Annotated in this window: 24 protein-coding genes; all 24 read left to right on the top strand. The window is 47.2% G+C overall.

What is annotated here, in order from left to right:
* The first annotated feature begins 2 nt into the window (after positions 1–2).
* The 24 genes from nusG (at position 3) to rplX (ending at position 22,287) form a co-directional block, all read left to right on the top strand.
* Positions 3–554 carry a transcription termination/antitermination protein NusG gene (nusG, locus tag N7386_RS00995; protein WP_088213140.1) on the top strand — a complete coding sequence of 184 codons (552 nt, stop codon included), beginning with the start codon at positions 3–5 and terminating at the stop codon, positions 552–554.
* Positions 555–682: 128 nt separating this feature from the next.
* Positions 683–1,111, top strand: coding sequence for a 50S ribosomal protein L11 (gene rplK / locus N7386_RS01000; protein ID WP_279766791.1), 429 nt, complete (start codon positions 683–685; stop codon positions 1,109–1,111).
* Between the two features lie 4 nt (positions 1,112–1,115).
* Entirely contained in the window at positions 1,116–1,817 is a 702-nt protein-coding gene (rplA, locus tag N7386_RS01005) for a 50S ribosomal protein L1 (RefSeq protein ID WP_011715456.1), read from the top strand.
* 266 nt (positions 1,818–2,083) lie between these two features.
* The gene (rplJ, locus tag N7386_RS01010) at positions 2,084–2,584 is read left to right on the top strand and encodes a 50S ribosomal protein L10 (RefSeq protein WP_011070609.1); all 501 of its coding nucleotides are present in this window, start codon (positions 2,084–2,086) and stop codon (positions 2,582–2,584) included.
* Between the two features lie 54 nt (positions 2,585–2,638).
* Positions 2,639–3,010: a 50S ribosomal protein L7/L12 gene (gene rplL, locus N7386_RS01015; protein WP_011624800.1), complete on the top strand. Its 372-nt coding sequence runs from the start codon at positions 2,639–2,641 to the stop codon at positions 3,008–3,010.
* Between the two features lie 242 nt (positions 3,011–3,252).
* Positions 3,253–7,290 carry a DNA-directed RNA polymerase subunit beta gene (gene rpoB, locus N7386_RS01020; protein ID WP_011715457.1) on the top strand — a complete coding sequence of 1,346 codons (4,038 nt, stop codon included), beginning with the start codon at positions 3,253–3,255 and terminating at the stop codon, positions 7,288–7,290.
* 83 nt (positions 7,291–7,373) lie between these two features.
* Positions 7,374–11,591, top strand: a complete 4,218-nt coding sequence (gene rpoC, locus N7386_RS01025; RefSeq protein ID WP_279766793.1) for a DNA-directed RNA polymerase subunit beta' — start codon at positions 7,374–7,376, stop codon at positions 11,589–11,591.
* Positions 11,592–11,770: 179 nt separating this feature from the next.
* Positions 11,771–12,145, top strand: coding sequence for a 30S ribosomal protein S12 (gene rpsL, locus N7386_RS01030; protein WP_011715459.1), 375 nt, complete (start codon positions 11,771–11,773; stop codon positions 12,143–12,145).
* Positions 12,146–12,227: 82 nt separating this feature from the next.
* Positions 12,228–12,698, top strand: a complete 471-nt coding sequence (rpsG, locus tag N7386_RS01035; protein WP_011715460.1) for a 30S ribosomal protein S7 — start codon at positions 12,228–12,230, stop codon at positions 12,696–12,698.
* A gap of 78 nt (positions 12,699–12,776) precedes the next feature.
* The gene (gene fusA / locus N7386_RS01040) at positions 12,777–14,873 is read left to right on the top strand and encodes an elongation factor G (protein WP_086904167.1); all 2,097 of its coding nucleotides are present in this window, start codon (positions 12,777–12,779) and stop codon (positions 14,871–14,873) included.
* Positions 14,874–14,944: 71 nt separating this feature from the next.
* Positions 14,945–16,129, top strand: coding sequence for an elongation factor Tu (gene tuf / locus N7386_RS01045; RefSeq protein ID WP_011715454.1), 1,185 nt, complete (start codon positions 14,945–14,947; stop codon positions 16,127–16,129).
* A 337-nt stretch (positions 16,130–16,466) separates the two neighbouring features.
* Positions 16,467–16,778, top strand: coding sequence for a 30S ribosomal protein S10 (gene rpsJ / locus N7386_RS01050; protein ID WP_011070616.1), 312 nt, complete (start codon positions 16,467–16,469; stop codon positions 16,776–16,778).
* Between the two features lie 27 nt (positions 16,779–16,805).
* The gene (gene rplC / locus N7386_RS01055; RefSeq protein WP_011070617.1) at positions 16,806–17,444 is read left to right on the top strand and encodes a 50S ribosomal protein L3; all 639 of its coding nucleotides are present in this window, start codon (positions 16,806–16,808) and stop codon (positions 17,442–17,444) included.
* A gap of 17 nt (positions 17,445–17,461) precedes the next feature.
* Entirely contained in the window at positions 17,462–18,067 is a 606-nt protein-coding gene (gene rplD / locus N7386_RS01060) for a 50S ribosomal protein L4 (RefSeq protein ID WP_011070618.1), read from the top strand.
* The gene (gene rplW, locus N7386_RS01065) at positions 18,067–18,369 is read left to right on the top strand and encodes a 50S ribosomal protein L23 (RefSeq protein WP_039977607.1); all 303 of its coding nucleotides are present in this window, start codon (positions 18,067–18,069) and stop codon (positions 18,367–18,369) included. Before rplD ends, rplW begins: the two co-directional genes overlap by 1 nt.
* A 16-nt stretch (positions 18,370–18,385) precedes the next feature.
* Positions 18,386–19,210, top strand: coding sequence for a 50S ribosomal protein L2 (gene rplB / locus N7386_RS01070; protein WP_011621028.1), 825 nt, complete (start codon positions 18,386–18,388; stop codon positions 19,208–19,210).
* 14 nt (positions 19,211–19,224) lie between these two features.
* Positions 19,225–19,503 (top strand): 30S ribosomal protein S19, encoded by a 279-nt coding sequence (gene rpsS, locus N7386_RS01075; RefSeq protein ID WP_006083596.1) that lies wholly within the window; start codon positions 19,225–19,227, stop codon positions 19,501–19,503.
* A gap of 15 nt (positions 19,504–19,518) precedes the next feature.
* Entirely contained in the window at positions 19,519–19,851 is a 333-nt protein-coding gene (rplV, locus tag N7386_RS01080) for a 50S ribosomal protein L22 (RefSeq protein ID WP_006083595.1), read from the top strand.
* 9 nt (positions 19,852–19,860) lie between these two features.
* Positions 19,861–20,553 (top strand): 30S ribosomal protein S3, encoded by a 693-nt coding sequence (gene rpsC, locus N7386_RS01085; RefSeq protein WP_011070621.1) that lies wholly within the window; start codon positions 19,861–19,863, stop codon positions 20,551–20,553.
* An 11-nt stretch (positions 20,554–20,564) separates the two neighbouring features.
* Positions 20,565–20,975 carry a 50S ribosomal protein L16 gene (rplP, locus tag N7386_RS01090; RefSeq protein ID WP_006083593.1) on the top strand — a complete coding sequence of 137 codons (411 nt, stop codon included), beginning with the start codon at positions 20,565–20,567 and terminating at the stop codon, positions 20,973–20,975.
* Positions 20,975–21,166, top strand: a complete 192-nt coding sequence (gene rpmC, locus N7386_RS01095; protein ID WP_007644429.1) for a 50S ribosomal protein L29 — start codon at positions 20,975–20,977, stop codon at positions 21,164–21,166. The genes rplP and rpmC overlap by 1 nt, the downstream gene beginning before the upstream one ends.
* Positions 21,166–21,414 (top strand): 30S ribosomal protein S17, encoded by a 249-nt coding sequence (gene rpsQ / locus N7386_RS01100; RefSeq protein ID WP_011070622.1) that lies wholly within the window; start codon positions 21,166–21,168, stop codon positions 21,412–21,414. Before rpmC ends, rpsQ begins: the two co-directional genes overlap by 1 nt.
* A gap of 178 nt (positions 21,415–21,592) precedes the next feature.
* The gene (gene rplN / locus N7386_RS01105; RefSeq protein WP_011715463.1) at positions 21,593–21,961 is read left to right on the top strand and encodes a 50S ribosomal protein L14; all 369 of its coding nucleotides are present in this window, start codon (positions 21,593–21,595) and stop codon (positions 21,959–21,961) included.
* A gap of 11 nt (positions 21,962–21,972) precedes the next feature.
* Positions 21,973–22,287 carry a 50S ribosomal protein L24 gene (gene rplX, locus N7386_RS01110; protein WP_011070623.1) on the top strand — a complete coding sequence of 105 codons (315 nt, stop codon included), beginning with the start codon at positions 21,973–21,975 and terminating at the stop codon, positions 22,285–22,287.
* The last annotated feature ends 3 nt before the right edge of the window (positions 22,288–22,290 follow it).

Here is a 22,290-nt window from a genome sequence, read left to right on the forward strand (position 1 = left end):
GAATGACTGAAGCTAAAGAAGCTAAAAAAAGATGGTATGTAGTGCAGGCATTCTCAGGCTATGAAAGCCGAGTTTGTAAGTCACTGATTGAATACATTAAAATGCACGGCATGGAAGAGTACTTCGGCGAAGTATTGGTTCCGACTGAAGAAGTCATTGAAATGCGTGCAGGCCAGCGTCGTAAGAGCGAGCGTAAGTTTTTCCCGGGCTATGTTTTAGTCCAGATGGAAATGAACGATGACAGCTGGCATTTAGTCAAAAGCATCCCGCGTGTTTTAGGCTTTATTGGCGGAACTTCTGATCGTCCTGCCCCAATTTCAGATAGAGAAGCGGATGCAATTCTGCGTCGCTTACAAGAAACCACAGCTTCACCGACTCACCGTGTTATTTTCGAGCCGGGCGAAGTGGTGCGTGTTTGTGATGGTCCATTTGCTGACTTTAACGGTACTGTTGAAGAAGTGGATTATGACAAGAGCCGCGTAAAAGTGTCAGTAATGATCTTTGGTCGTTCTACACCTGTTGAGCTCGATTTTAATCAGGTCGAAAAAGGCTGATTAAATTAAATACAAAAATCCGTTTGGCAACGGGTGCGGATTTCTATATAATCCGCACCCGTTGTTTTCGGGGGAGCACGTCGGCATGTCGCTGATGCGCGTTTGAACCCAAACTGAGGAAATGTCAGATGGCAAAAAAGATTGATGCTTATATTAAGCTACAAGTGAAATCAGGTTCTGCGAACCCTTCACCACCAGTTGGTCCAGCTCTGGGTCAGAAAGGTGTGAACATCATGGAATTCTGTAAAGCGTTCAACGCCCGTACAGACAAAATGGAAAAAGGCATGCCTATTCCAGTCGTGATCACTGTATACAGTGACCGTTCATTCACTTTCGAAACTAAGACTCCGCCAGCTTCTTACTTACTGAAGACTGCAGCAGGCCTGAAATCAGGTTCTCCACGTCCAAACACTCAGAAAGTAGGTACTATCGCTCGTGCTAAGATTCAAGAAATTGCTGAATTGAAAGCGGCCGATATGACTGGTGCTGATGTTGAAGCGATGACTCGCTCAATCGAAGGTACTGCGCGTTCAATGGGTTTGGTTGTAGAGGGTTAATATAATGGCAAAACTAACTAAACGCATGCGCGTAATCCGCGAGAAAGTTGACGGTACTAAGTTATACGAAATCAACGACGCTGTTGCTCTGTTAAAAGAATTAGCAACTGCTAAGTTCGTTGAAAGTGTTGACGTAGCTGTTAACCTGGGTATCGACCCACGTAAATCAGACCAAAACGTTCGTGGTGCTACTGTATTACCACACGGTACTGGTCGTGAAGTTCGCGTTGCAGTATTTACACAAGGTGCAAATGCTGAAGCTGCAAAAGCTGCTGGTGCAGAACTCGTTGGTATGGATGATCTGGCTGAGCAAATCAAAGCTGGTGAAATGAACTTCGACGTAGTTATCGCATCTCCAGATGCAATGCGCGTTGTTGGTATGTTAGGTCAAATCTTAGGCCCACGTGGTTTAATGCCTAACCCAAAAACTGGCACAGTAACGCCAAACGTTGCTGAAGCAGTTAAGAACGCTAAAGCTGGTCAAGTTCGTTACCGTAACGACAAGAACGGTATTATCCACACTACTATCGGTAAAGTGGATTTCACACCAGTTCAATTGAAAGAAAACTTGGAAGCGTTAATCTCTGCACTGAAAAAGGCTAAGCCTGCAGTTGCTAAAGGCGTATACGTGAAGAAAGTTAGCATCTCTACCACTATGGGTGCAGGTGTAGCTATCGACCAAGCGACTCTCGATACAGCTAACTAATTTTACAAGGTACGCGTATTAGTCTATAATGCGCGCACTTTGTGGGTTGAAGCCTGTTTTTGATGTGAAACGCATCGTGAAACGGGCTTCCGTCCAAGACCGCAGGTGTTTTCCTTATCGGTTTACTTAATTTCCTGCGTAGACGGTGTCAGGCCCCAGCTAAATTTTTTTACTGGATAATCTGCACCGTAAGTCACTAAATACATAAGTATTTAGTATGGTAAATACTAGGGGAATACCCTAGGTGGAATCCAGGAGTAAAGCCAATGGCATTAAGACTCGAAGACAAAAAAGCGATTGTTGCTGAAGTCAACGAAGCTGCCAAAGGTGCGCTATCTGCAGTAGCCGCTGATTCACGCGGTGTAACTGTAGGTGCTATGACCGGTCTGCGTAAAAAAGCTCGTGAAGCTGGTGTTTATGTACGTGTAGTACGTAACACTCTGGCTCGTCGTGCTGTTGAAGGTACTGCATTTGAGTGCCTAGCAGAAACGTTCACTGGCCCAACTTTGATTGCTTTCTCTAACGAGCACCCAGGTGCTGCAGCTCGTCTGTTAAAAGACTTTGCTAAAGAGCAAGCTAACTTCGAAGTTAAAGGCGCAGCCTTTGAAGGGAATTTCATCCCTGCAGCTGACATTGATCGTTTGGCGAAACTGCCAACATACGAAGAAGCACTAGCACAGTTAATGATGACTATGAAAGAAGCATCTGCTGGCAAGTTCGTTCGTACTCTGGCCGCCCTGCGCGATCAAAAACAAGAAGCCGCTTAATTTTAAGCTGGCTGCTTAATAAAATTGAATTCAGAACAATAGGAAACATTTGTTATGTCTATCACTAAAGACCAAATCTTAGAAGCCTTTGCAGCTATGTCTGTAATGGAAGTTGTTGAACTGATCGAAGCTATGGAAGAGAAGTTCGGCGTTTCTGCTGCTGCTGCAGTAGTTGCTGGCGGTGCTGCTGATGCAGGTGCTGCTGCTGAAGAACAAACAGAATTCACTGTTATGTTAACTGCTCACGGCGACAACAAAGTTGCTGTTATTAAAGCAATCCGTGGCGCAACTGGTTTAGGCCTGAAAGAAGCTAAAGCAATGTCTGAAGCTGCTCCAGTAGCAGTTAAAGAAGGCGTTTCTAAAGAAGAAGCTGAAGCTCTGAAGAAAGAACTGGTTGAAGCTGGTGCTACAGTAGAGATCAAGTAAGCTATTATGTAGCTTACTCACCCAAGCCAATTGGGTGGAGGCTGGCGGTTTTTTAACCGTCGGCCTTTTTTGCGCTATATGCGTCGGCGATTTTTTTTCACCGTTTATCGCCAAATTTTGCAGTCCCTAGCAGAGATTACTGGTTAGGTTCTTGCCATCAACGGTGATGGGCAAACGTGCTGAATTTAATGACGATTGTTATAAGTTCAGTCTTGGTCACATCTCGCAAGCAGAGGAAACCCATGGTTTACTCCTATTCTGAAAAGAAGCGTATTCGCAAAGACTTTGGTAAGCGTCCACAGGTGTTGGATATTCCTTACCTTTTGTCTATTCAGTTAGACTCTTTTAAGAAGTTCACCGATCAAGATCCTACCGGTGAGCGCGGTCTAGAAGCCGCCTTCCGTAGCGTTTTTCCCATCAAGAGCTTTTCTGGTAATTCAGAACTGCAATACGTCAGCTATAAGCTTGGCGAGCCTGTTTTTGATGTGAAAGAGTGTCAGATCCGTGGTGTTACATATTCAGCTCCACTGCGCGTTAAGTTACGCATGGTGTTGTATGATCGTGAAGCAGCGGCCGGCACTGTAAAAGATATTAAAGAACAAGAAGTCTACATGGGCGATATCCCATTGATGACTGACAACGGTACCTTTGTGATCAACGGTACTGAGCGTGTAATCGTATCTCAATTACACCGTAGCCCTGGTGTATTCTTCGATCACGACCGTGGTAAAACCCACTCATCAGGTAAGGTGCTGTATAACGCACGTATCATTCCTTACCGTGGTTCATGGTTAGACTTTGAATTCGATCCTAAAGATGCGCTGTTCGTACGTATTGACCGTCGCCGTAAATTACCTGCGACCATCATTCTGCGTGCATTAGAGTACTCTACTCAAGAGATCCTCGACCTGTTCTTCGAACGCGTTGAATTCAAGATCAAGAAAGATACTCTGGTTATGACCTTAGTACCTGAGCGTCTGCGCGGCGAAACCGCCAGCTATGACATCAAGGATGCTGAAGGTACTGTATTGGTAGAAGCGGGCCGTCGCGTGACTGCACGTCATATTCGCCAACTCGAAAAAACCAACACCACTGAACTCGAAGTACCAGTTGAGTACATCGTGGGCAAATATGCTGCTCAAGATTACATCGATCCGGACACGGGCGAAGTATTAGTTTCTGCTAACAGTGAAATCAGCTTAGAAGACTTAGCGAAGTTATCACTGGCTGGCATCAAAGAGCTAAGCACGTTGTACATCAACGAGCTAGACCACGGTGCTTACATCTCTGACACTCTGCGTATTGATCCAACCACTAACCGCTTAGAAGCGTTAGTTGAGATCTACCGCATGATGCGTCCTGGTGAGCCACCAACCAAAGATGCTGCAGAAGCCCTGTTCCAAAACTTATTCTTCAGCGAAGAACGTTATGACCTGTCTAAAGTAGGTCGTATGAAGTTCAACCGTCGTCTCAGCATTCCTGATGACGAAGGTAGCGGCGTACTGTCTAAAGAAGACATCGTTGCAGTAATGAAGAACATCATTCACATCCGTAACGGCTTCGACGAAGTGGACGATATCGACCACTTAGGTAACCGTCGTATTCGTTCTGTGGGTGAAATGGCTGAAAACCAATTCCGTGTTGGTCTGGTCCGTGTTGAGCGCGCCGTGCGTGAACGTCTGTCATTAGGCGATCTGAACGAGCTGATGCCACAAGACTTAATCAACGCTAAGCCAATCTCTGCTGCAGTGAAAGAGTTCTTCGGTTCTTCTCAGCTGTCACAATTCATGGACCAAAACAACCCGCTGTCAGAAGTAACGCATAAGCGTCGTATTTCTGCTCTAGGCCCAGGTGGTTTGACCCGTGAACGTGCAGGCTTCGAAGTCCGCGACGTACACCCAACGCACTATGGTCGTTTATGTCCAATTGAGACCCCTGAAGGTCCAAACATTGGTCTGATCAACTCATTAGCAAGTTTTGCCCGTACTAACTCTTACGGCTTCTTAGAAACACCATACCGCAAAGTGGTAGACGGTGTGATCACTGACGATGTGGAATACTTGTCAGCGATTGAAGAAGGTCGTTATGTGATTGCACAGGCGAACATCGAAGTTGACTCTGAAGGCCGCATGGTTGAAGAGCAGATCGCATGTCGTCACAAAGGTGAATCTACCTTTATGCGCGCGTCTGACATTCAATACATGGACGTATCGCCACAACAGATCATCTCTGTTGCTGCGTCACTGATCCCGTTCTTAGAACACGACGACGCGAACCGTGCATTGATGGGTGCGAACATGCAACGTCAAGCGGTACCAACGCTGAAATCAGAGAAGCCTCTGGTCGGTACAGGTATTGAGCGCACGTTAGCTGTGGACTCAGGCGTAGTAGTCGCCGCTAAACGTGGCGGTGTGATCGATTACGTTGATGCGAGCCGTATCGTAGTTAAAGTAAATGAAGACGAGCTGCGCCCAGGCGAAGCGGGTATCGACATTTACAACCTGACTAAATACACCCGTTCTAACCAAAACACTTGTATCAACCAACGTCCTTGCTGTTCTGTTGGTGAGCCAGTGGTTCGTGGTGACGTGTTAGCAGACGGTCCGTCTACTGACTTAGGTGACTTAGCCCTTGGCCAGAACATGCGTATCGCGTTCATGCCTTGGAACGGTTACAACTTCGAAGACTCGATCTTAATTTCTGAGCGTGTTGCACAGGAAGACCGTTTCACCACTATCCACATTCAAGAGCTCTCTTGTATCGCTCGTGATACCAAGCTGGGTAGCGAAGAAATCACCGCTGACATTCCAAACGTAGGTGAATCTGCTCTGTCGAAACTCGACGAGTCAGGTATCGTTTACATTGGTGCAGAAGTGAAGGGCGGCGACATTCTGGTAGGTAAAGTGACGCCAAAAGGCGAGACTCAACTGACGCCAGAAGAGAAGTTACTGCGCGCCATCTTCGGTGAGAAAGCGTCTGACGTGAAAGACAGCTCACTGCGTGTACCTAACTCTGTTAAAGGTACCATCATCGACGTTCAGGTATTTACCCGTGACGGCGTTGAGAAAGACAAACGCGCCATTGAAATCGAAGAAATGCACATTGCCCAAGCTCGTAAAGACTTAGGCGAAGAGTTCAAGATCCTTGAAGAAGGCGTATTGAGCCGTGCGCGCAACTTATTATTAAGTGCCGGTTTCACTGAAGCACAAATCGCAGCATTGCCACGTAAAGATGTATTGGTCCAAGTTATTGACGATGAAACCAAACAAACTGAGCTTGAGCAATTAGCTGAACAGCATGAAGAGCTGAAAGCAGACTTCGATAAGAAGTTTGAAATCAAACGTCGCAAGATCACCCAAGGTGATGACTTGGCACCAGGCGTACTGAAGATCGTTAAGGTTTACTTAGCGGTTAAACGTACTATCCAACCAGGTGACAAGATGGCGGGTCGTCACGGTAACAAGGGTGTTATCTCTAAGATTAACCCAATTGAAGACATGCCGTACGACGAGCAAGGCAACCCTGTGGACATCGTATTGAACCCGCTAGGCGTTCCATCACGTATGAACATCGGTCAGGTTCTTGAAGTTCACTTAGGTGCTGCTGCTAAAGGTATTGGTAACAAGATTGCTGCCATGCTGGAAGATCAGCGCGAGAAGGGACTTGCAGAAGTTCGTAACTACATCAAGCAAGTGTACGAGTTAGGTGACGAAGTGCAGCAGCGCGTTGACATCGATTCATTCACTGACGATGAGTTACTGCGCTTAGCGAACAACCTGAAAGGTGGTATTCCAGTTGCTACGCCAGCCTTCGACGGTGCTAAAGAGAAAGAGATCAAGCAGATGCTTGAGCTTGCAGGCTTGCCAACCTCTGGTCAGCTGAAATTATTTGATGGTCGTACCGGTAACGAATTTGAGCGTCCAGTAACTGTAGGTTACATGTACATGCTCAAACTGAACCACTTAGTTGACGATAAGATGCACGCCCGTTCTACCGGTTCGTACAGCTTAGTGACTCAACAACCACTGGGCGGTAAAGCTCAGTTCGGTGGTCAGCGTTTCGGGGAGATGGAAGTGTGGGCACTCGAAGCATACGGTGCCGCTTATACGCTTCAAGAAATGCTCACCGTGAAATCGGATGACGTTAACGGTCGTACTCAGATGTATAAGAACATCGTCGACGGTAACCATCAGATGCAGCCTGGCATGCCAGAGTCCTTCAACGTATTGCTGAAGGAGATCCGTTCACTCGGTATTAATATCGAGTTGGATCAAGAATAAGCGTAGGCATTTAGCCGCGTTTGGCAACAGAATGGTGCTCCGTGCGAGCGGAGCACCCGGTTTAACTCCTTCAGGAGAGAAACGTGAAAGACTTATTAAAGTTTCTGAAACAGCAAAGCAAGACTGAAGAATTTAACGGCATCAAAATTGGTCTGGCATCGCCTGATCTGATCCGTTCTTGGTCTTTTGGTGAAGTTAAGAAGCCAGAAACCATTAACTACCGTACCTTCAAGCCTGAGCGTGAAGGTCTGTTCTGTGCGCGTATCTTTGGCCCGGTCAAAGATTACGAATGTTTGTGTGGTAAGTACAAGCGTTTGAAGCACCGTGGTGTGATCTGTGAAAAGTGTGGTGTAGAAGTTACCCAGACTAAAGTACGTCGTGAGCGTATGGGTCACATTGAACTGGCTAGCCCAGTTGCCCACATTTGGTTCTTGAAATCACTGCCGTCCCGTATCGGTTTAATGCTGGACATGACGCTGCGTGATATCGAGCGCGTACTGTATTTTGAATCTTTCGTCGTGATCGAGCCTGGCATGACCAGCCTTGAACGTGGCCAAATGCTGACAGAAGAAAACTATCTAGACGCATTAGAAGAATACGGTGATGAATTCGAAGCTAAGATGGGTGCTGAAGCGGTATTAGAACTGCTGCGCGCAATCGATCTCGAAAAAGAAATCGAACAAATGCGTGAAGAGCTGCCATCAATTAACTCTGAGACTCGTCGCAAGAAAGTGACCAAGCGTCTTAAGTTGATGGAAGCGTTCCACACTTCTGGCAACAAGCCAGAGTGGATGATCTTAAAAGTACTGCCTGTGTTACCACCTGACTTACGTCCGCTGGTACCGCTCGATGGCGGCCGCTTCGCGACTTCAGATCTGAACGATCTGTATCGCCGCGTGATCAACCGTAACAACCGTTTGAAGCGTCTGTTAGATTTAGCTGCGCCGGACATCATCGTACGCAACGAAAAGCGTATGTTACAAGAGTCTGTTGATGCGCTATTAGATAACGGTCGTCGTGGTCGTGCAATTACCGGTTCTAACAAACGTCCTCTGAAATCTTTGGCCGATATGATCAAAGGTAAACAAGGTCGTTTCCGTCAGAACTTGTTAGGTAAGCGTGTTGACTACTCAGGTCGTTCGGTAATTACCGTAGGTCCTACTTTACGTCTGCACCAATGTGGTCTTCCTAAGAAGATGGCACTGGAACTGTTCAAGCCATTCATCTATGGCAAGCTGGAAGGTCGTGGCTTAGCGACAACCATCAAAGCGGCTAAGAAGATGGTAGAGCGTGAAGTGGCGGAAGTTTGGGACGTTCTGGATGAAGTGATCCGCGAACATCCAGTGATGCTTAACCGTGCTCCAACACTGCACAGACTGGGTATCCAAGCGTTCGAACCTGTTCTGATTGAAGGTAAAGCGATCCAGTTACACCCACTCGTTTGTGCGGCATACAACGCCGACTTCGACGGTGACCAAATGGCGGTACACGTACCGTTAACACTGGAAGCGCAGCTTGAAGCTCGTGCCCTGATGATGTCTACCAACAACATCCTGTCACCTGCGAACGGCGAGCCTGTTATCACGCCGTCTCAAGACGTGGTATTAGGTCTGTACTACACCAGCCGTGAGCGTATCAACGGCCGTGGTGAAGGTATGTACTTTATGTCTGTTGCTGAAGTTGAAAAAGCTTACGCAACTGGCGCTGCTGAACTGCATGCCCGCGTGAAAGTGCGTATCACTGAAACCGTTATCGGTGACAATGGTGAGCGTACTGAGCAACGTCGTATCGTTGATACAACTGTGGGTCGTGCTCTGCTGTCACAAATTCTGCCAGCAGGTTTGTCATTTGATCTGGTTAACCAGAACATGGGCAAAAAGCAGATTTCTAAACTATTGAACACTTGTTACCGTCAATTAGGTCTGAAAGATACTGTTATCTTCGCTGACCAACTGATGTACACAGGTTTCCGTTACGCCACTATCTCTGGTGCATCTGTCGGTATCGACGACATGGTGATCCCAGCTGAGAAGTACACCTTAGTTGCTGACGCTGAAGCAGAAGTGCTTGAAATTCAAGAGCAGTTCCAATCAGGTCTGGTAACCGCGGGTGAGCGTTACAACAAAGTCATCGACATCTGGGCAAGTGCGAACGAAAAAGTTTCTAAAGCGATGATGGAAAACCTGTCAACTGAGACAGTGATTAACCGTGATGGCGTTGAAGAGAAACAAGCTTCGTTCAACAGCATTTACATGATGGCCGACTCGGGCGCTCGTGGTAGTGCCGCACAGATCCGTCAGTTAGCGGGTATGCGTGGTCTGATGGCGAAACCAGACGGTTCGATCATCGAAACCCCAATCGTAGCGAACTTCCGTGAAGGTCTGAACGTTCTTCAGTACTTCATCTCAACCCACGGTGCGCGTAAAGGTCTTGCCGATACCGCATTGAAGACAGCGAACTCGGGTTACCTGACTCGTCGTCTGGTTGACGTTGCTCAAGACTTAGTGGTCATCGAAGACGATTGTGGTACTCACGAAGGTCTGACAATGAAGCCGCTGATCGAAGGTGGTGACGTTGTTGAGCCATTACGTGAACGCGTACTGGGTCGTGTGGTTGCGGTTGATGTTCTGTACCCAGGTGCTGAAGATGTGCTTGCGCCACGTAACACTCTGCTCGATGAAGCATGGTGTGACAAGTTAGAAGAACACTCAATCGACGAAGTGATTGTACGTTCAGTAATTACCTGTGATACCGACTTCGGTGTGTGTGCGGCATGTTATGGCCGTGACTTAGCCCGTGGTCACCTGATTAACCACGGCGAAGCCATTGGTGTTGTCGCGGCGCAATCAATCGGTGAACCAGGTACACAGTTAACGATGCGTACGTTCCACATCGGTGGTGCGGCATCGAGAGCGTCTGCAGAAAACAACGTTCAAGTGAAGAACTCTGGTTCGTTGAAACTGCACAACGCTAAGTACGTAACTAACACTGACGGCAAGCTGGTTATCGTTTCTCGTTCTTCTGAACTGGCGATCATCGACGAATTAGGTCGTGAGAAAGAGCGTTATAAAGTGCCTTACGGTACTGTGCTCGAGAAGTTAGAAGAAGCTGCGGTAGAAGCGGGCGATATCATCGCTAACTGGGATCCACATACTCACCCAATCATCACTGAAGTGGCGGGTAGTATTAAGTTCGTTGACATGATCGACGGCGTGACCATGACTCGTCAAACAGACGAACTGACTGGTCTGTCTTCAATCGTGATCCTCGACGTGGGTCAACGTGGTTCAGCGGGTAAAGAAATGCGCCCAATGATCCGTCTGGTTGGTGCCGACGGTAGCGACCTGATGATCCCAGGTACTGAAGTACCTGCACAATACTTCTTACCAGGCAGTGCGATCGTTAACCTCGACGACAACGCGCAAATCGCCGTGGGTGACGCGTTAGCACGTATTCCACAAGAATCGTCTAAAACACGCGACATCACGGGTGGTCTACCACGCGTTGCTGACCTGTTCGAAGCTCGTAAGCCAAAAGAGCCAGCTATTCTGGCGGAAATCTCTGGTACCATCTCGTTTGGTAAAGAGACCAAAGGCAAGCGTCGTCTGGTGATTACACCAGCGGATGGCGGTGAACAGTACGAAGAGATGATCCCGAAATGGCGTAACTTAAACGTGTTCGAAGGTGAAAAAGTCGAACGTGGTGAAGTTATTGCAGACGGTCCAGAAGCAGCGCACGACATTCTGCGTCTACGTGGCATCCACAACGTAGCAAACTACATTGTGAACGAAGTACAAGACGTATACCGTCTACAAGGCGTGAAGATCAACGATAAGCATATCGAAGTGATCATCCGTCAAATGCTGCGTAAGTGCGTGATCACCTCTGCGGGTGACAGTGAGTTCTTAGAAGGCGAACAAGTTGAAGTGTCTCGCGTGAAGATCGCTAACCGCGACCTGATCGAACAAGGCAAAGTGCCTGCGACCTTCGAACGTGAACTGTTGGGTATTACCAAAGCGTCTCTGGCAACAGAATCGTTTATCTCTGCAGCATCGTTCCAAGAAACCACTCGCGTACTGACAGAAGCTGCCGTAGGTGGTAAGTCTGATAACTTACGTGGTCTGAAAGAAAACGTAATCGTTGGCCGTCTGATCCCAGCCGGTACTGGTTATGCTTATCACAAGACCCGTAACGATGCCCGTGCTAAGAAAGACGAGCCAGTTGTAGTGAATAAGATCACTGCAAGTGAAGCGGAACAAAACCTTGCAGACCTCTTAAACCTGGCTGGTAGCCAAGATTAAGTAATCAGTTTGTAACAAAAAGGCGCCGATGGCGCCTTTTTTATTGTAAAATGCCGCAAAAGTTGGCTATTTCTTGACAGTCAGGCATTACCTTTCTAAAATTCCGCGTCCCACCATTGTGGGATATAGATTTTTCACACCTTATCGTTGAGTTTGATTCAACTGTTTCGGAGCTATACATGGCAACTGTAAACCAGTTGGTACGTAAGCCACGCGCACCTAAAGTCGACAAGACTAACGTGCCTGCGTTGAACGCGTGCCCACAAAAACGTGGTGTATGTACACGTGTGTACACTACTACCCCTAAAAAACCTAACTCTGCACTACGTAAAGTAGCTCGTGTGCGCTTAACTAACGGTTTCGAAGTTACTTCGTACATCGGCGGTGAAGGCCACAACCTGCAGGAACACAGCGTGATCTTAATCCGTGGTGGTCGTGTTAAAGACTTACCAGGTGTGCGCTATCACACTGTTCGTGGCGCCCTAGACTGTGCTGGCGTGAACACTCGTCGCCAAGGTCGTTCTAAGTACGGTGCTAAGCGTCCTAAGTCTTAACGCAATCCGTTAAGTAAGGCCAAGCTAGTTTTATTTTGAGAATTCCAGTTTTGGAAATCCCTGAAGCATACGGAGAATTGTTATGCCAAGACGTCGCGTTGTAGGACAACGTAAAATCCTACCAGATCCAAAGTTTCACAGTGAGTTGCTGGCTAAGTTCATCAACGTCATTATGCAAGACGGCAAAAAGTCGACTGCAGAAAAAATCATTTACAAGGCGCTAGATGTTATCGCTGAAAAGAAAGGCGCTAACCATTTAGACGTTCTTGAAGCAGCCCTGGACAACGTACGCCCATCAGTCGAAGTTAAATCTCGTCGCGTTGGTGGTTCTACTTACCAGGTACCATGTGAAGTTCGTCCTGTGCGTCGTAACGCACTGGCGATGCGCTGGTTAGTTGAAGCTGCTCGTAAGCGTGGTGAAAAATCTATGGCTTTACGTCTAGCAGGTGAAATGCTAGATGCGTCTGAAAACAAAGGTACTGCTGTTAAGAAGCGTGAAGACGTGCACCGCATGGCTGAAGCTAACAAGGCCTTTGCTCATTACCGTTGGTAATCTGATGGTGTGGGCTTAGGCCCACACCATTGTTGTTGATATTGCCAAGGCACCTGTCTTGGTGGAGAGGGTATAATAGTGGCTCGTACAACCCCAATTGAGCGTTATCGTAATATCGGTATTTGTGCTCATGTGGACGCAGGTAAAACCACCACAACAGAACGTGTTCTGTTCTATACCGGTTTGTCTCATAAAATCGGTGAGGTGCATGACGGCGCCGCGACCACTGACTGGATGGTACAAGAGCAAGAGCGTGGTATTACTATCACCTCGGCTGCTGTAACTACATTCTGGCGTGGTATGGATGCTCAATTCACTGAACACCGCATCAATATCATCGATACCCCTGGTCACGTTGACTTCACTATTGAAGTTGAACGTTCTTTGCGCGTTCTCGACGGCGCTGTCGTGGTTTTCTGTGGTTCTTCAGGTGTTGAACCTCAATCAGAAACCGTTTGGCGTCAAGCTGACAAATACCGCGTTCCACGCTTAGTGTTTGTTAACAAGATGGACCGCGCAGGTGCGGACTTTGAACGTGTAGTGAAGCAAATCAGAACTCGCCTAGGAGCGACTTGTGTGCCTATTCAACTGAATATCGGTGCAGAAGAAAACTTCACTGGCGTGATCGACTTAATCAAGATGAAAGCCATTAACTGGAACGAAGCGGACCAGGGTATGACTTTCTCTTATGAAGAGATCCCTGCTGAGTTAGCCGATAAAGCGGCTGAAATGCATGAGTATCTGGTTGAGGCAGCAGCCGAGGCCTCGGATGAACTGATGGACAAGTACCTTGAAGAAGGCACACTGTCAGAAGACGAGATCAAAAAGGCACTGCGTCAGCGTACTATTAATAATGAAATCGTTTTAGCGACCTGTGGTTCTGCATTTAAGAACAAAGGCGTTCAAGCGGTTCTTGATGCGGTTGTGGAATTCTTGCCAGCTCCTGTTGATGTGCCTCCAATTAAGGGCATTGATGACGATGAGCAAGAAGTTGAGCGCCCATCAGATGACAATGCCCCCTTTGCTGCGTTGGCATTTAAGATTGCTACAGACCCGTTCGTGGGCACTTTGACCTTTATTCGCGTGTACTCTGGCGTACTCGAATCAGGTTCAGGCGTTTATAACTCTGTTAAACAGAAGCGTGAACGTATCGGCCGTATCGTGCAAATGCACGCTAACGACCGTACCGAACTGAAAGAAGTACGTGCAGGTGATATCGCTGCGGCTATCGGTCTGAAAGAAGTCACCACGGGTGATACACTTTGTGATCCTGATCATAAGGTGATCTTGGAACGCATGGAGTTCCCTGAGCCAGTAATTACCATTGCCGTTGAGCCTAAGTCTAAAGCGGACCAAGATAAAATGGGTATCGCGCTGCAAAAACTTGCAGCAGAAGATCCATCTTTCCGGGTTGAGACTGACGAAGAATCATCACAAACACTGATTTCTGGAATGGGTGAGTTACACTTAGACATTATCGTTGACCGTATGCGTCGCGAATTTGGTGTTGAGTGTAACGTTGGTAAGCCACAAGTGGCCTACCGCGAAACCATTCGCGCATCAGTCGAGGCTGAAGGTAAATTTGTACGCCAATCAGGTGGCCGTGGACAATTCGGTCATGTTTGGTTAAAACTAGAGCCTAATGAAGAAGGCGCTGGTTACGAATTTATCAACGCGATCGTTGGGGGTGTGGTTCCACGTGAATTCATTCCTGCGGTTGATAAAGGTATCCAAGAGCAGATGAAGAACGGTGTTCTCGCCGGCTTCCCTGTGTTGGACGTGAAGGTCACTCTGTTCGACGGTTCATATCACGATGTGGACTCGAATGAAATGGCGTTCAAAATTGCGGGTTCTATGGGCTTCAAAAAGGGTGCGCTCGAAGCGAATCCTGTGTTGCTCGAGCCTTGCATGAAAGTAGAAGTAACTACTCCTGAGAACTACATGGGCGATGTGGTTGGTGACTTAAACCGTCGTCGTGGTTTGATTGAAGGTATGGATGATGGCTTCGGTGGCATCAAAATAGTCCATGCTGTAGTGCCTCTTTCTGAAATGTTTGGTTATGCAACTGATTTGCGTTCTGCGACTCAGGGTCGTGCTTCCTACTCCATGGAGTTCTTGAAGTACACTGATGCACCGCAAAACATTGCGAAAGCGATTATTGAATCTCGTAGCTAATTTTAAGTTACGACATAAATGTAATATGGTCCTGTTGATACAGGATTATTCTGAAAAGAAAGGAATATATCGTGGCAAAAGCTAAATTTGAACGTAATAAGCCTCACGTTAACGTGGGCACCATCGGTCACGTTGACCATGGTAAAACCACTCTGACTGCAGCTATCTCTCACGTACTGGCTAAGACCTACGGTGGTGAAGCTAAAGACTTCTCTCAAATCGATAACGCTCCAGAAGAGCGTGAGCGCGGTATTACCATCAATACCTCTCACATCGAATACGATACACCAACTCGCCACTACGCACACGTAGACTGCCCAGGCCACGCTGACTATGTTAAAAACATGATCACTGGTGCTGCACAGATGGACGGCGCTATCCTGGTAGTAGCTTCTACTGACGGTCCAATGCCACAAACTCGTGAGCACATCCTGCTGTCTCGCCAAGTAGGCGTACCATTCATCATCGTATTCATGAACAAATGTGACATGGTTGACGATGCTGAACTGTTAGAATTAGTAGAAATGGAAGTACGTGAACTGTTATCAGAATACGACTTCCCAGGTGATGACTTACCAGTTATCCAAGGTTCTGCTCTGAAAGCCCTTGAAGGCGAGCCAGAGTGGGAAGCTAAGATCATCGAATTAGCCGCTGCACTGGATTCTTACATTCCAGAACCAGAGCGTGATATCGATAAGCCATTCCTGATGCCAATCGAAGACGTATTCTCAATCTCTGGCCGTGGTACAGTAGTAACAGGTCGTGTTGAGCGTGGTATCGTACGTGTTGGTGACGAAGTAGAAATCGTTGGTATCCGTGCAACCACTAAGACAACCTGTACTGGTGTTGAAATGTTCCGTAAGCTGCTTGACGAAGGTCGTGCAGGTGAGAACTGTGGTATCCTGTTACGTGGTACTAAGCGTGATGACGTAGAACGTGGTCAAGTATTATCTAAGCCAGGTTCAATCAACCCACACACTACTTTTGAATCAGAAGTTTACGTTCTGTCAAAAGAAGAAGGTGGTCGTCACACTCCATTCTTCAAAGGCTACCGTCCACAGTTCTACTTCCGTACAACTGACGTGACAGGTACTATCGAACTGCCAGAAGGCGTAGAGATGGTAATGCCAGGCGACAACATCAAGATGAAAGTGACTCTGATCTGCCCAATCGCGATGGACGAAGGTTTACGCTTCGCAATCCGTGAAGGTGGCCGTACAGTAGGCGCTGGTGTTGTAGCTAAGATTTTCGCTTAATCGCGAACTAGTTATAGTACTGAAAAAGGAAGCTTCGGCTTCCTTTTTTATTTTGGGCTGGTGTTATTCTGAAATTTGTGTAAAATGCTCGCCACTCTGAAGTTGAATAGTCTTTTTGATGACTATTTACACAGCGGGCTTGAAATCTAATTTTAGATAAGTATAATGGCCCCCTCGTTAACCTAGGTTAGCGAATTAAATGATGAGTCAATGAACTTGTCATTATCATAGCGGCTCCGATTGGGAGTCGAACGGTTAAATCATCTCGCTCTGCTTTTCCAGTAAGGAAGAAGCTAGAGGGTGATTTTTTATGTGTCCATTTTAGGAGCTCTGGTCAATGCAGAACCAAAGAATCCGTATCCGCTTAAAAGGATTTGATCATCGCTTAATTGATCAGTCTACAGCGGAAATCGTTGAAACTGCTAAGCGTACAGGCGCCCAAGTACGTGGTCCAATTCCACTACCTACGCGCAAAGAGCGTTATACCGTTTTGATCTCTCCGCACGTTAATAAAGATGCTCGTGACCAGTACGAATTACGTACTCACAAGCGCCTGGTTGACATCGTAGAGCCAACTGAAAAGACTGTAGACGCTCTAATGCGTTTAGATCTTGCGGCTGGTGTCGACGTACAGATTAGCTTGGGTTAATTGAGATCCTTAGAAGAGGTTTGAGAGATGGCTATCGGTCTTATTGGTCGTAAAGTTGGTATGACTCGCATCTTCACTGAAGATGGTGTTTCTATACCTGTTACAGTAATTGAAGTTGCTGGCAACCGTGTTACTCAAGTGAAAACTTTAGAAACTGACGGTTACCGTGCTCTTCAAGTTACTACTGGTACCAAAAAAGCCAATCGCATCACTAAACCAGAAGCAGGTCACTTTGCCAAGAGCGGTGTTGAAGCCGGTCGTGGACTGTGGGAATTGCGTCTGGCAGACGGTGAAGGCGAAGGCATTGAAGTTGGTGCTGAGCTAAATGTAGGTATCTTCGCTGATGTAGCGAAAGTTGACGTTACTGGTCAATCTAAAGGTAAAGGCTTCCAAGGCGGCGTTAAGCGTTGGAACTTCCGTACTCAAGATATGACTCACGGTAACTCTTTGTCGCACCGTTCGAACGGTTCTATCGGTCAGAACCAAACGCCTGGTCGCGTATTTAAAGGCAAGAAAATGTCAGGCCACATGGGTGCCGAGCGTGTTACTACTCAAAATCTAGACGTTGTACGTGTAGATGTTGAACGTAACCTGCTACTGGTTAAAGGTGCTGTTCCGGGCGCAACTAACGGCGACCTGATCATCAAGCCTGCAGTTAAAGCTTAAGGTCTGAGGAGATAGTAATGGAATTGGTATTGAAAGACGCGCAAAGCGCTCTTGAAGTTTCCGAAACTACCTTCGGCCGTGACTTTAACGAGGCACTGGTTCATCAGGTAGTTGTAGCATACGCTGCAAACGCACGTCAGGGCACTCGTGCTCAAAAGACTCGTGCGGAAGTAACTGGCTCTGGCAAAAAGCCATGGCGCCAAAAAGGCACTGGCCGCGCTCGTGCGGGTGGTGTTAAGGGCCCAATCTGGCGTGGCGGTGGCGTAACTTTCGCTGCTAAAACTCAAGATCACAGCCAAAAAGTTAACAAGAAGATGTACCGCGGCGCGCTGAAAAGCATTCTGTCTGAGCTGGTACGTCAAGACCGTCTGGTTGTTGTTGAATCATTCAGCGTTGAAGCTCCTAAAACTAAAGAGCTGAAAGCTAAATTGAAAGCAATGAACTTAGAAGACGTGTTAATTGTGACTTCAGAAGTTGACGAGAATTTATTCTTAGCAGCTCGCAACCTGTACAAGGTTGACGTTCGTGACGTTGCAGGTCTAGACCCAGTAAGTCTGATCGCGTTCAACACAGTGCTTGTGACTGCTGATGCAGTTAAGCAAATCGAGGAGATGCTAGCATGATGATCCGCGAAGAACGTTTGCTAAAAGTAATTCTTGCACCTCACATCTCTGAAAAGAGCACTGTGAATGCTGAGAAGCACAACACTGTTGTTTTCCGCGTAGCTATCGATGCAACTAAAGCTGAAATCAAAGCTGCTGTTGCTAAGCTATTTGAAGTTGAAGTCGAATCAGTTCGCACTTTAGTGAGCAAAGGCAAAACTAAACGTACTGGTGGCCGTGCTGGCCGTCGTAGCGATTGGAAAAAAGCCTACGTGACTTTAGCTGCTGGTGCTGACATCGATTTCGTCGGCGGCGCTGAGTAAGCAAAGGAGAATTATCATGGCAGTTATTAAGTGTAAGCCAACCTCTCCAGGTCGTCGCCACGTTGTTAAAGTGGTGAACTCTGACCTGCACAAGGGTAAACCTTTTGCTGGCCTGTTGGCGAAAAAATCTAAAAGTGGTGGCCGTAACAACACTGGCCGTATCACTGTTCGTCACGTTGGTGGCGGTCACAAGCAGCACTATCGTTTAATCGACTTCAAACGCGATAAAGACGGTATCCCTGCAAAAATTGAGCGTCTGGAATACGATCCAAACCGTACTGCGCACATCGCGTTAGTACTGTATGCGGATGGTGAGCGTCGTTACATCCTTGCTGCTAAAGGCATGCAAGCTGGCGACAAGATCCAGTCTGGTGTTGAAGCCGAAATCAAAACCGGTAACGCAATGCCACTGCGCAACATTCCAGTAGGTTCTGTTGTGCACGCTGTAGAAATGAAGCCTGGTAAAGGTGCTCAGATCGCGCGTTCAGCGGGTGCTTATGTACAAGTTGTTGCTCGTGATGGCGCATATGCCACTTTACGTCTTCGCTCTGGCGAAATGCGCAAAGTGCCAGTTGATTGCCGCGCAACATTTGGTGAAGTTGGTAATGCCGAACACATGCTACGCCAGTTAGGTAAAGCAGGTGCTAAGCGCTGGAGAGGCGTTCGCCCAACAGTTCGCGGTGTTGCAATGAACCCGGTAGACCATCCACACGGTGGTGGTGAAGGCCGTACTTCTGGTGGTCGTCACCCAGTGACTCCATGGGGTGTGCCAACTAAGGGTTATAAGACTCGTAGTAACAAGCGCACTGACAAGTACATCGTACGTCGTCGTAATAAATAGTAAGAGGATTCGCCATGCCACGTTCTCTCAAGAAAGGTCCCTTCATTGACCTGCACTTGCTGAAGAAGGTAGAGAAAGCGATGGAAGCAGGTGACAAGAAGCCTATTAAGACTTGGTCACGTCGCTCTATGATCATTCCAAATATGATTGGTTTGACCATCGCTGTCCATAATGGTCGTCAGCACGTTCCTGTGTTCGTAACTGACGAAATGATCGGCCACAAACTTGGTGAATTCTCACCAACTCGCACTTATCGCGGCCATGCTGCTGATAAGAAAGCGAAGAAGCGTTAATACGGGAGGAATAAGATGGAAGTTTTAGCTAAACATCGTTTTGCCCGTACGTCTGCGCAGAAGGCTCGTCTAGTTGCTGATCAAATTCGTGGTTTGCCTGTTGCTAAGGCCCTCGAAATTCTGACTTTCAGCCCAAAGAAAGCCGCCGTACTGGTTAAAAAAGTACTTGACTCAGCTATCGCAAACGCCGAACACAACGAAGGCGCTGACATTGATGAGCTAAAAGTAGGCGCCGTCTTCGTTGACGAGGGTCCAACTATGAAGCGTATCATGCCACGTGCTAAAGGCCGCGCTGATCGTATCATGAAGCGTACCAGCCACATCACTGTGGTTGTATCAGATCGCTAGGAGAGAGCAATGGGACAGAAAGTACATCCTAATGGTATCCGTCTGGGTATCACCAAGCCTTGGATCTCTACCTGGTACGCAGATAAGTCAGATTATGCAAATAACCTGAACAGCGACTGGGAAGTGCGTAAGTATCTTGCAGACAAACTGCAAGCTGCATCAGTATCTAAGATTGTTATCGAACGCCCAGCGAAAAGCATCCGCGTTACTATTCACACTGCCCGTCCAGGCGTTGTGATCGGTAAGAAAGGTGAAGACGTTGAAGTATTACGTGCTGCAGTTTCAAAACTGGCTGGCACTCCTGCTCAAATTAACATCGCTGAGATCCGTAAACCTGAGCTAGATGCCAAGTTAGTTGCTGACTCAATTGCACAGCAATTAGAGCGTCGTGTTATGTTCCGTCGCGCTATGAAGCGTGCAGTACAAAACGCAATGCGTATTGGTGCTCAAGGTATCAAAGTTGAAGTTAGTGGCCGTTTAGGCGGTGCTGAGATTGCGCGCTCTGAGTGGTACCGTGAAGGTCGTGTACCTTTGCATACACTGCGTGCTGATATCGACTATTCAACCTCTGAAAGTCACACTCAATACGGTGTGATTGGTATTAAAGTTTGGATCTTCAAAGGTGAAGTTCTGGACGGAATGCTGCCACAGATTGAAGAGCCGAAACAGCAGCAACCTAAGCGCAAGCCTCGTGGTAAATAGGAGAGCCGGCAATGCTGCAACCTAAACGTATGAAGTTTCGCAAGATGTTCAAAGGCCGCAACCGCGGTCTAGCGAACGGTACCGAAGTTAGCTTTGGTACTTTTGGTCTGAAAGCAGTCGGCCGTGGTCGTTTAACTGCTCGTCAGATCGAATCTGCACGTCGTGCCATGACACGTCACATTAAGCGTCAGGGACAAATTTGGATTCGAGTTTTCCCGGACAAACCAATTACCTCTAAGCCTCTTGAAGTGCGTATGGGTAAAGGTAAAGGTAACGTTGAATACTGGGTATGTCAGATTCAACCTGGTAAGGTTCTTTATGAGATGAATGGTGTTTCTGAAGTGATCGCTCGTGAAGCGTTTGCTTTAGCTGCTGCCAAGCTTCCAATTAAGACTACCTTCGTAACTAAGACGGTGATGTAATGAAAGCGAGCGAACTAAGAGAAAAGAGCGTTGAAGAACTGAACGCTGAACTACTTGGTCTGCTGCGTGAGCAGTTCAACCTGCGTATGCAACACGCCACTGGTCAGTTGACTCAGACTCATCAACTGAAATTAGTGCGCCGTAACATTGCGCGCGTTAAGACCATTATTACTTCTAAGGCGGGTGCATAATGTCTGATAAAATCCGTACTTTGCAAGGTCGTGTGACAAGCAACAAAATGGATAAAACCATTACTGTAGCTATCGAACGCCAAGTGAAACACCCAATCTATGGGAAGTACATTAAGCGTACGACTAAGATCCATGCACACGATGAAGCTAATCAGTGCAACGAAGGCGATGTAGTAGCGATCCGCGAATGTCGTCCTCTGTCTAAGACTAAATCTTGGACTCTGGTTGAAGTAGTATCAAAGGCCTAATTATATTAGGTATTTAGGTAAACGGCTCCAGTATTTGGGGCCGTTTGTTTTTTAATACTATACATTCCATATTTATGGTGTTATATTTGCGCGCCATTTTTGACTAAATTCAAAGCAAAAATGGTGTTTATAGTCCCAATTGTGGGAATTGTGTAGTAACGATAGCGGAGCACTTAAAATGATCCAAATGCAATCGACTCTTGACGTCGCATGTAACAGCGGCGCACGCAGAGTTCAGTGTATTAAGGTCTTGGGTGGCTCTCATCGTCGTTATGCCGGTATCGGCGACATCATCAAGGTTTCTGTTAAAGAAGCAATTCCTCGCGCTAAAGCGAAGAAAGGTGATGTGTATAACGCGGTGGTAGTCCGTACTAAGAAAGGCGTACGTCGTCCAGACGGTTCTGTCATTCGCTTCGATCGGAATGCAGCAGTTCTTCTGAACAACAACCTGCAGCCGATTGGCACTCGTATCTTTGGACCAGTGACACGTGAATTGCGCTCTGAGCAGTTCATGAAGATTGTCTCGCTGGCACCAGAAGTACTGTAAGGAGCTTCAAAATGGCAGCTAAAATCCGTCGTCAAGACGAAGTAATCGTATTAGCAGGTAAAGACAAGGGCAAACGCGCTAAAGTTGCTCAAGTATTACCTACTGGTAAGTTAATTGTTGAAGGCATCAATCTTGTCAAGAAACACCAAAAGCCAAACCCACAACTGGGTGTAGCCGGTGGTATTGTTGAGAAAGAAGCACCGATTCAAGCATCAAATGTTGCGATCTTTAACCCTGTCACTGGCAAGGCGGATCGTGTTGGTTTCCGATTTGAAGACGGCAAAAAAGTTCGTTTCTTTAAATCGAACAGTGAACTCGTTAAGTAACTG

The organism is Shewanella sp. GD04112, from assembly GCF_029835735.1.
GTDB lineage: Bacteria > Pseudomonadota > Gammaproteobacteria > Enterobacterales > Shewanellaceae > Shewanella.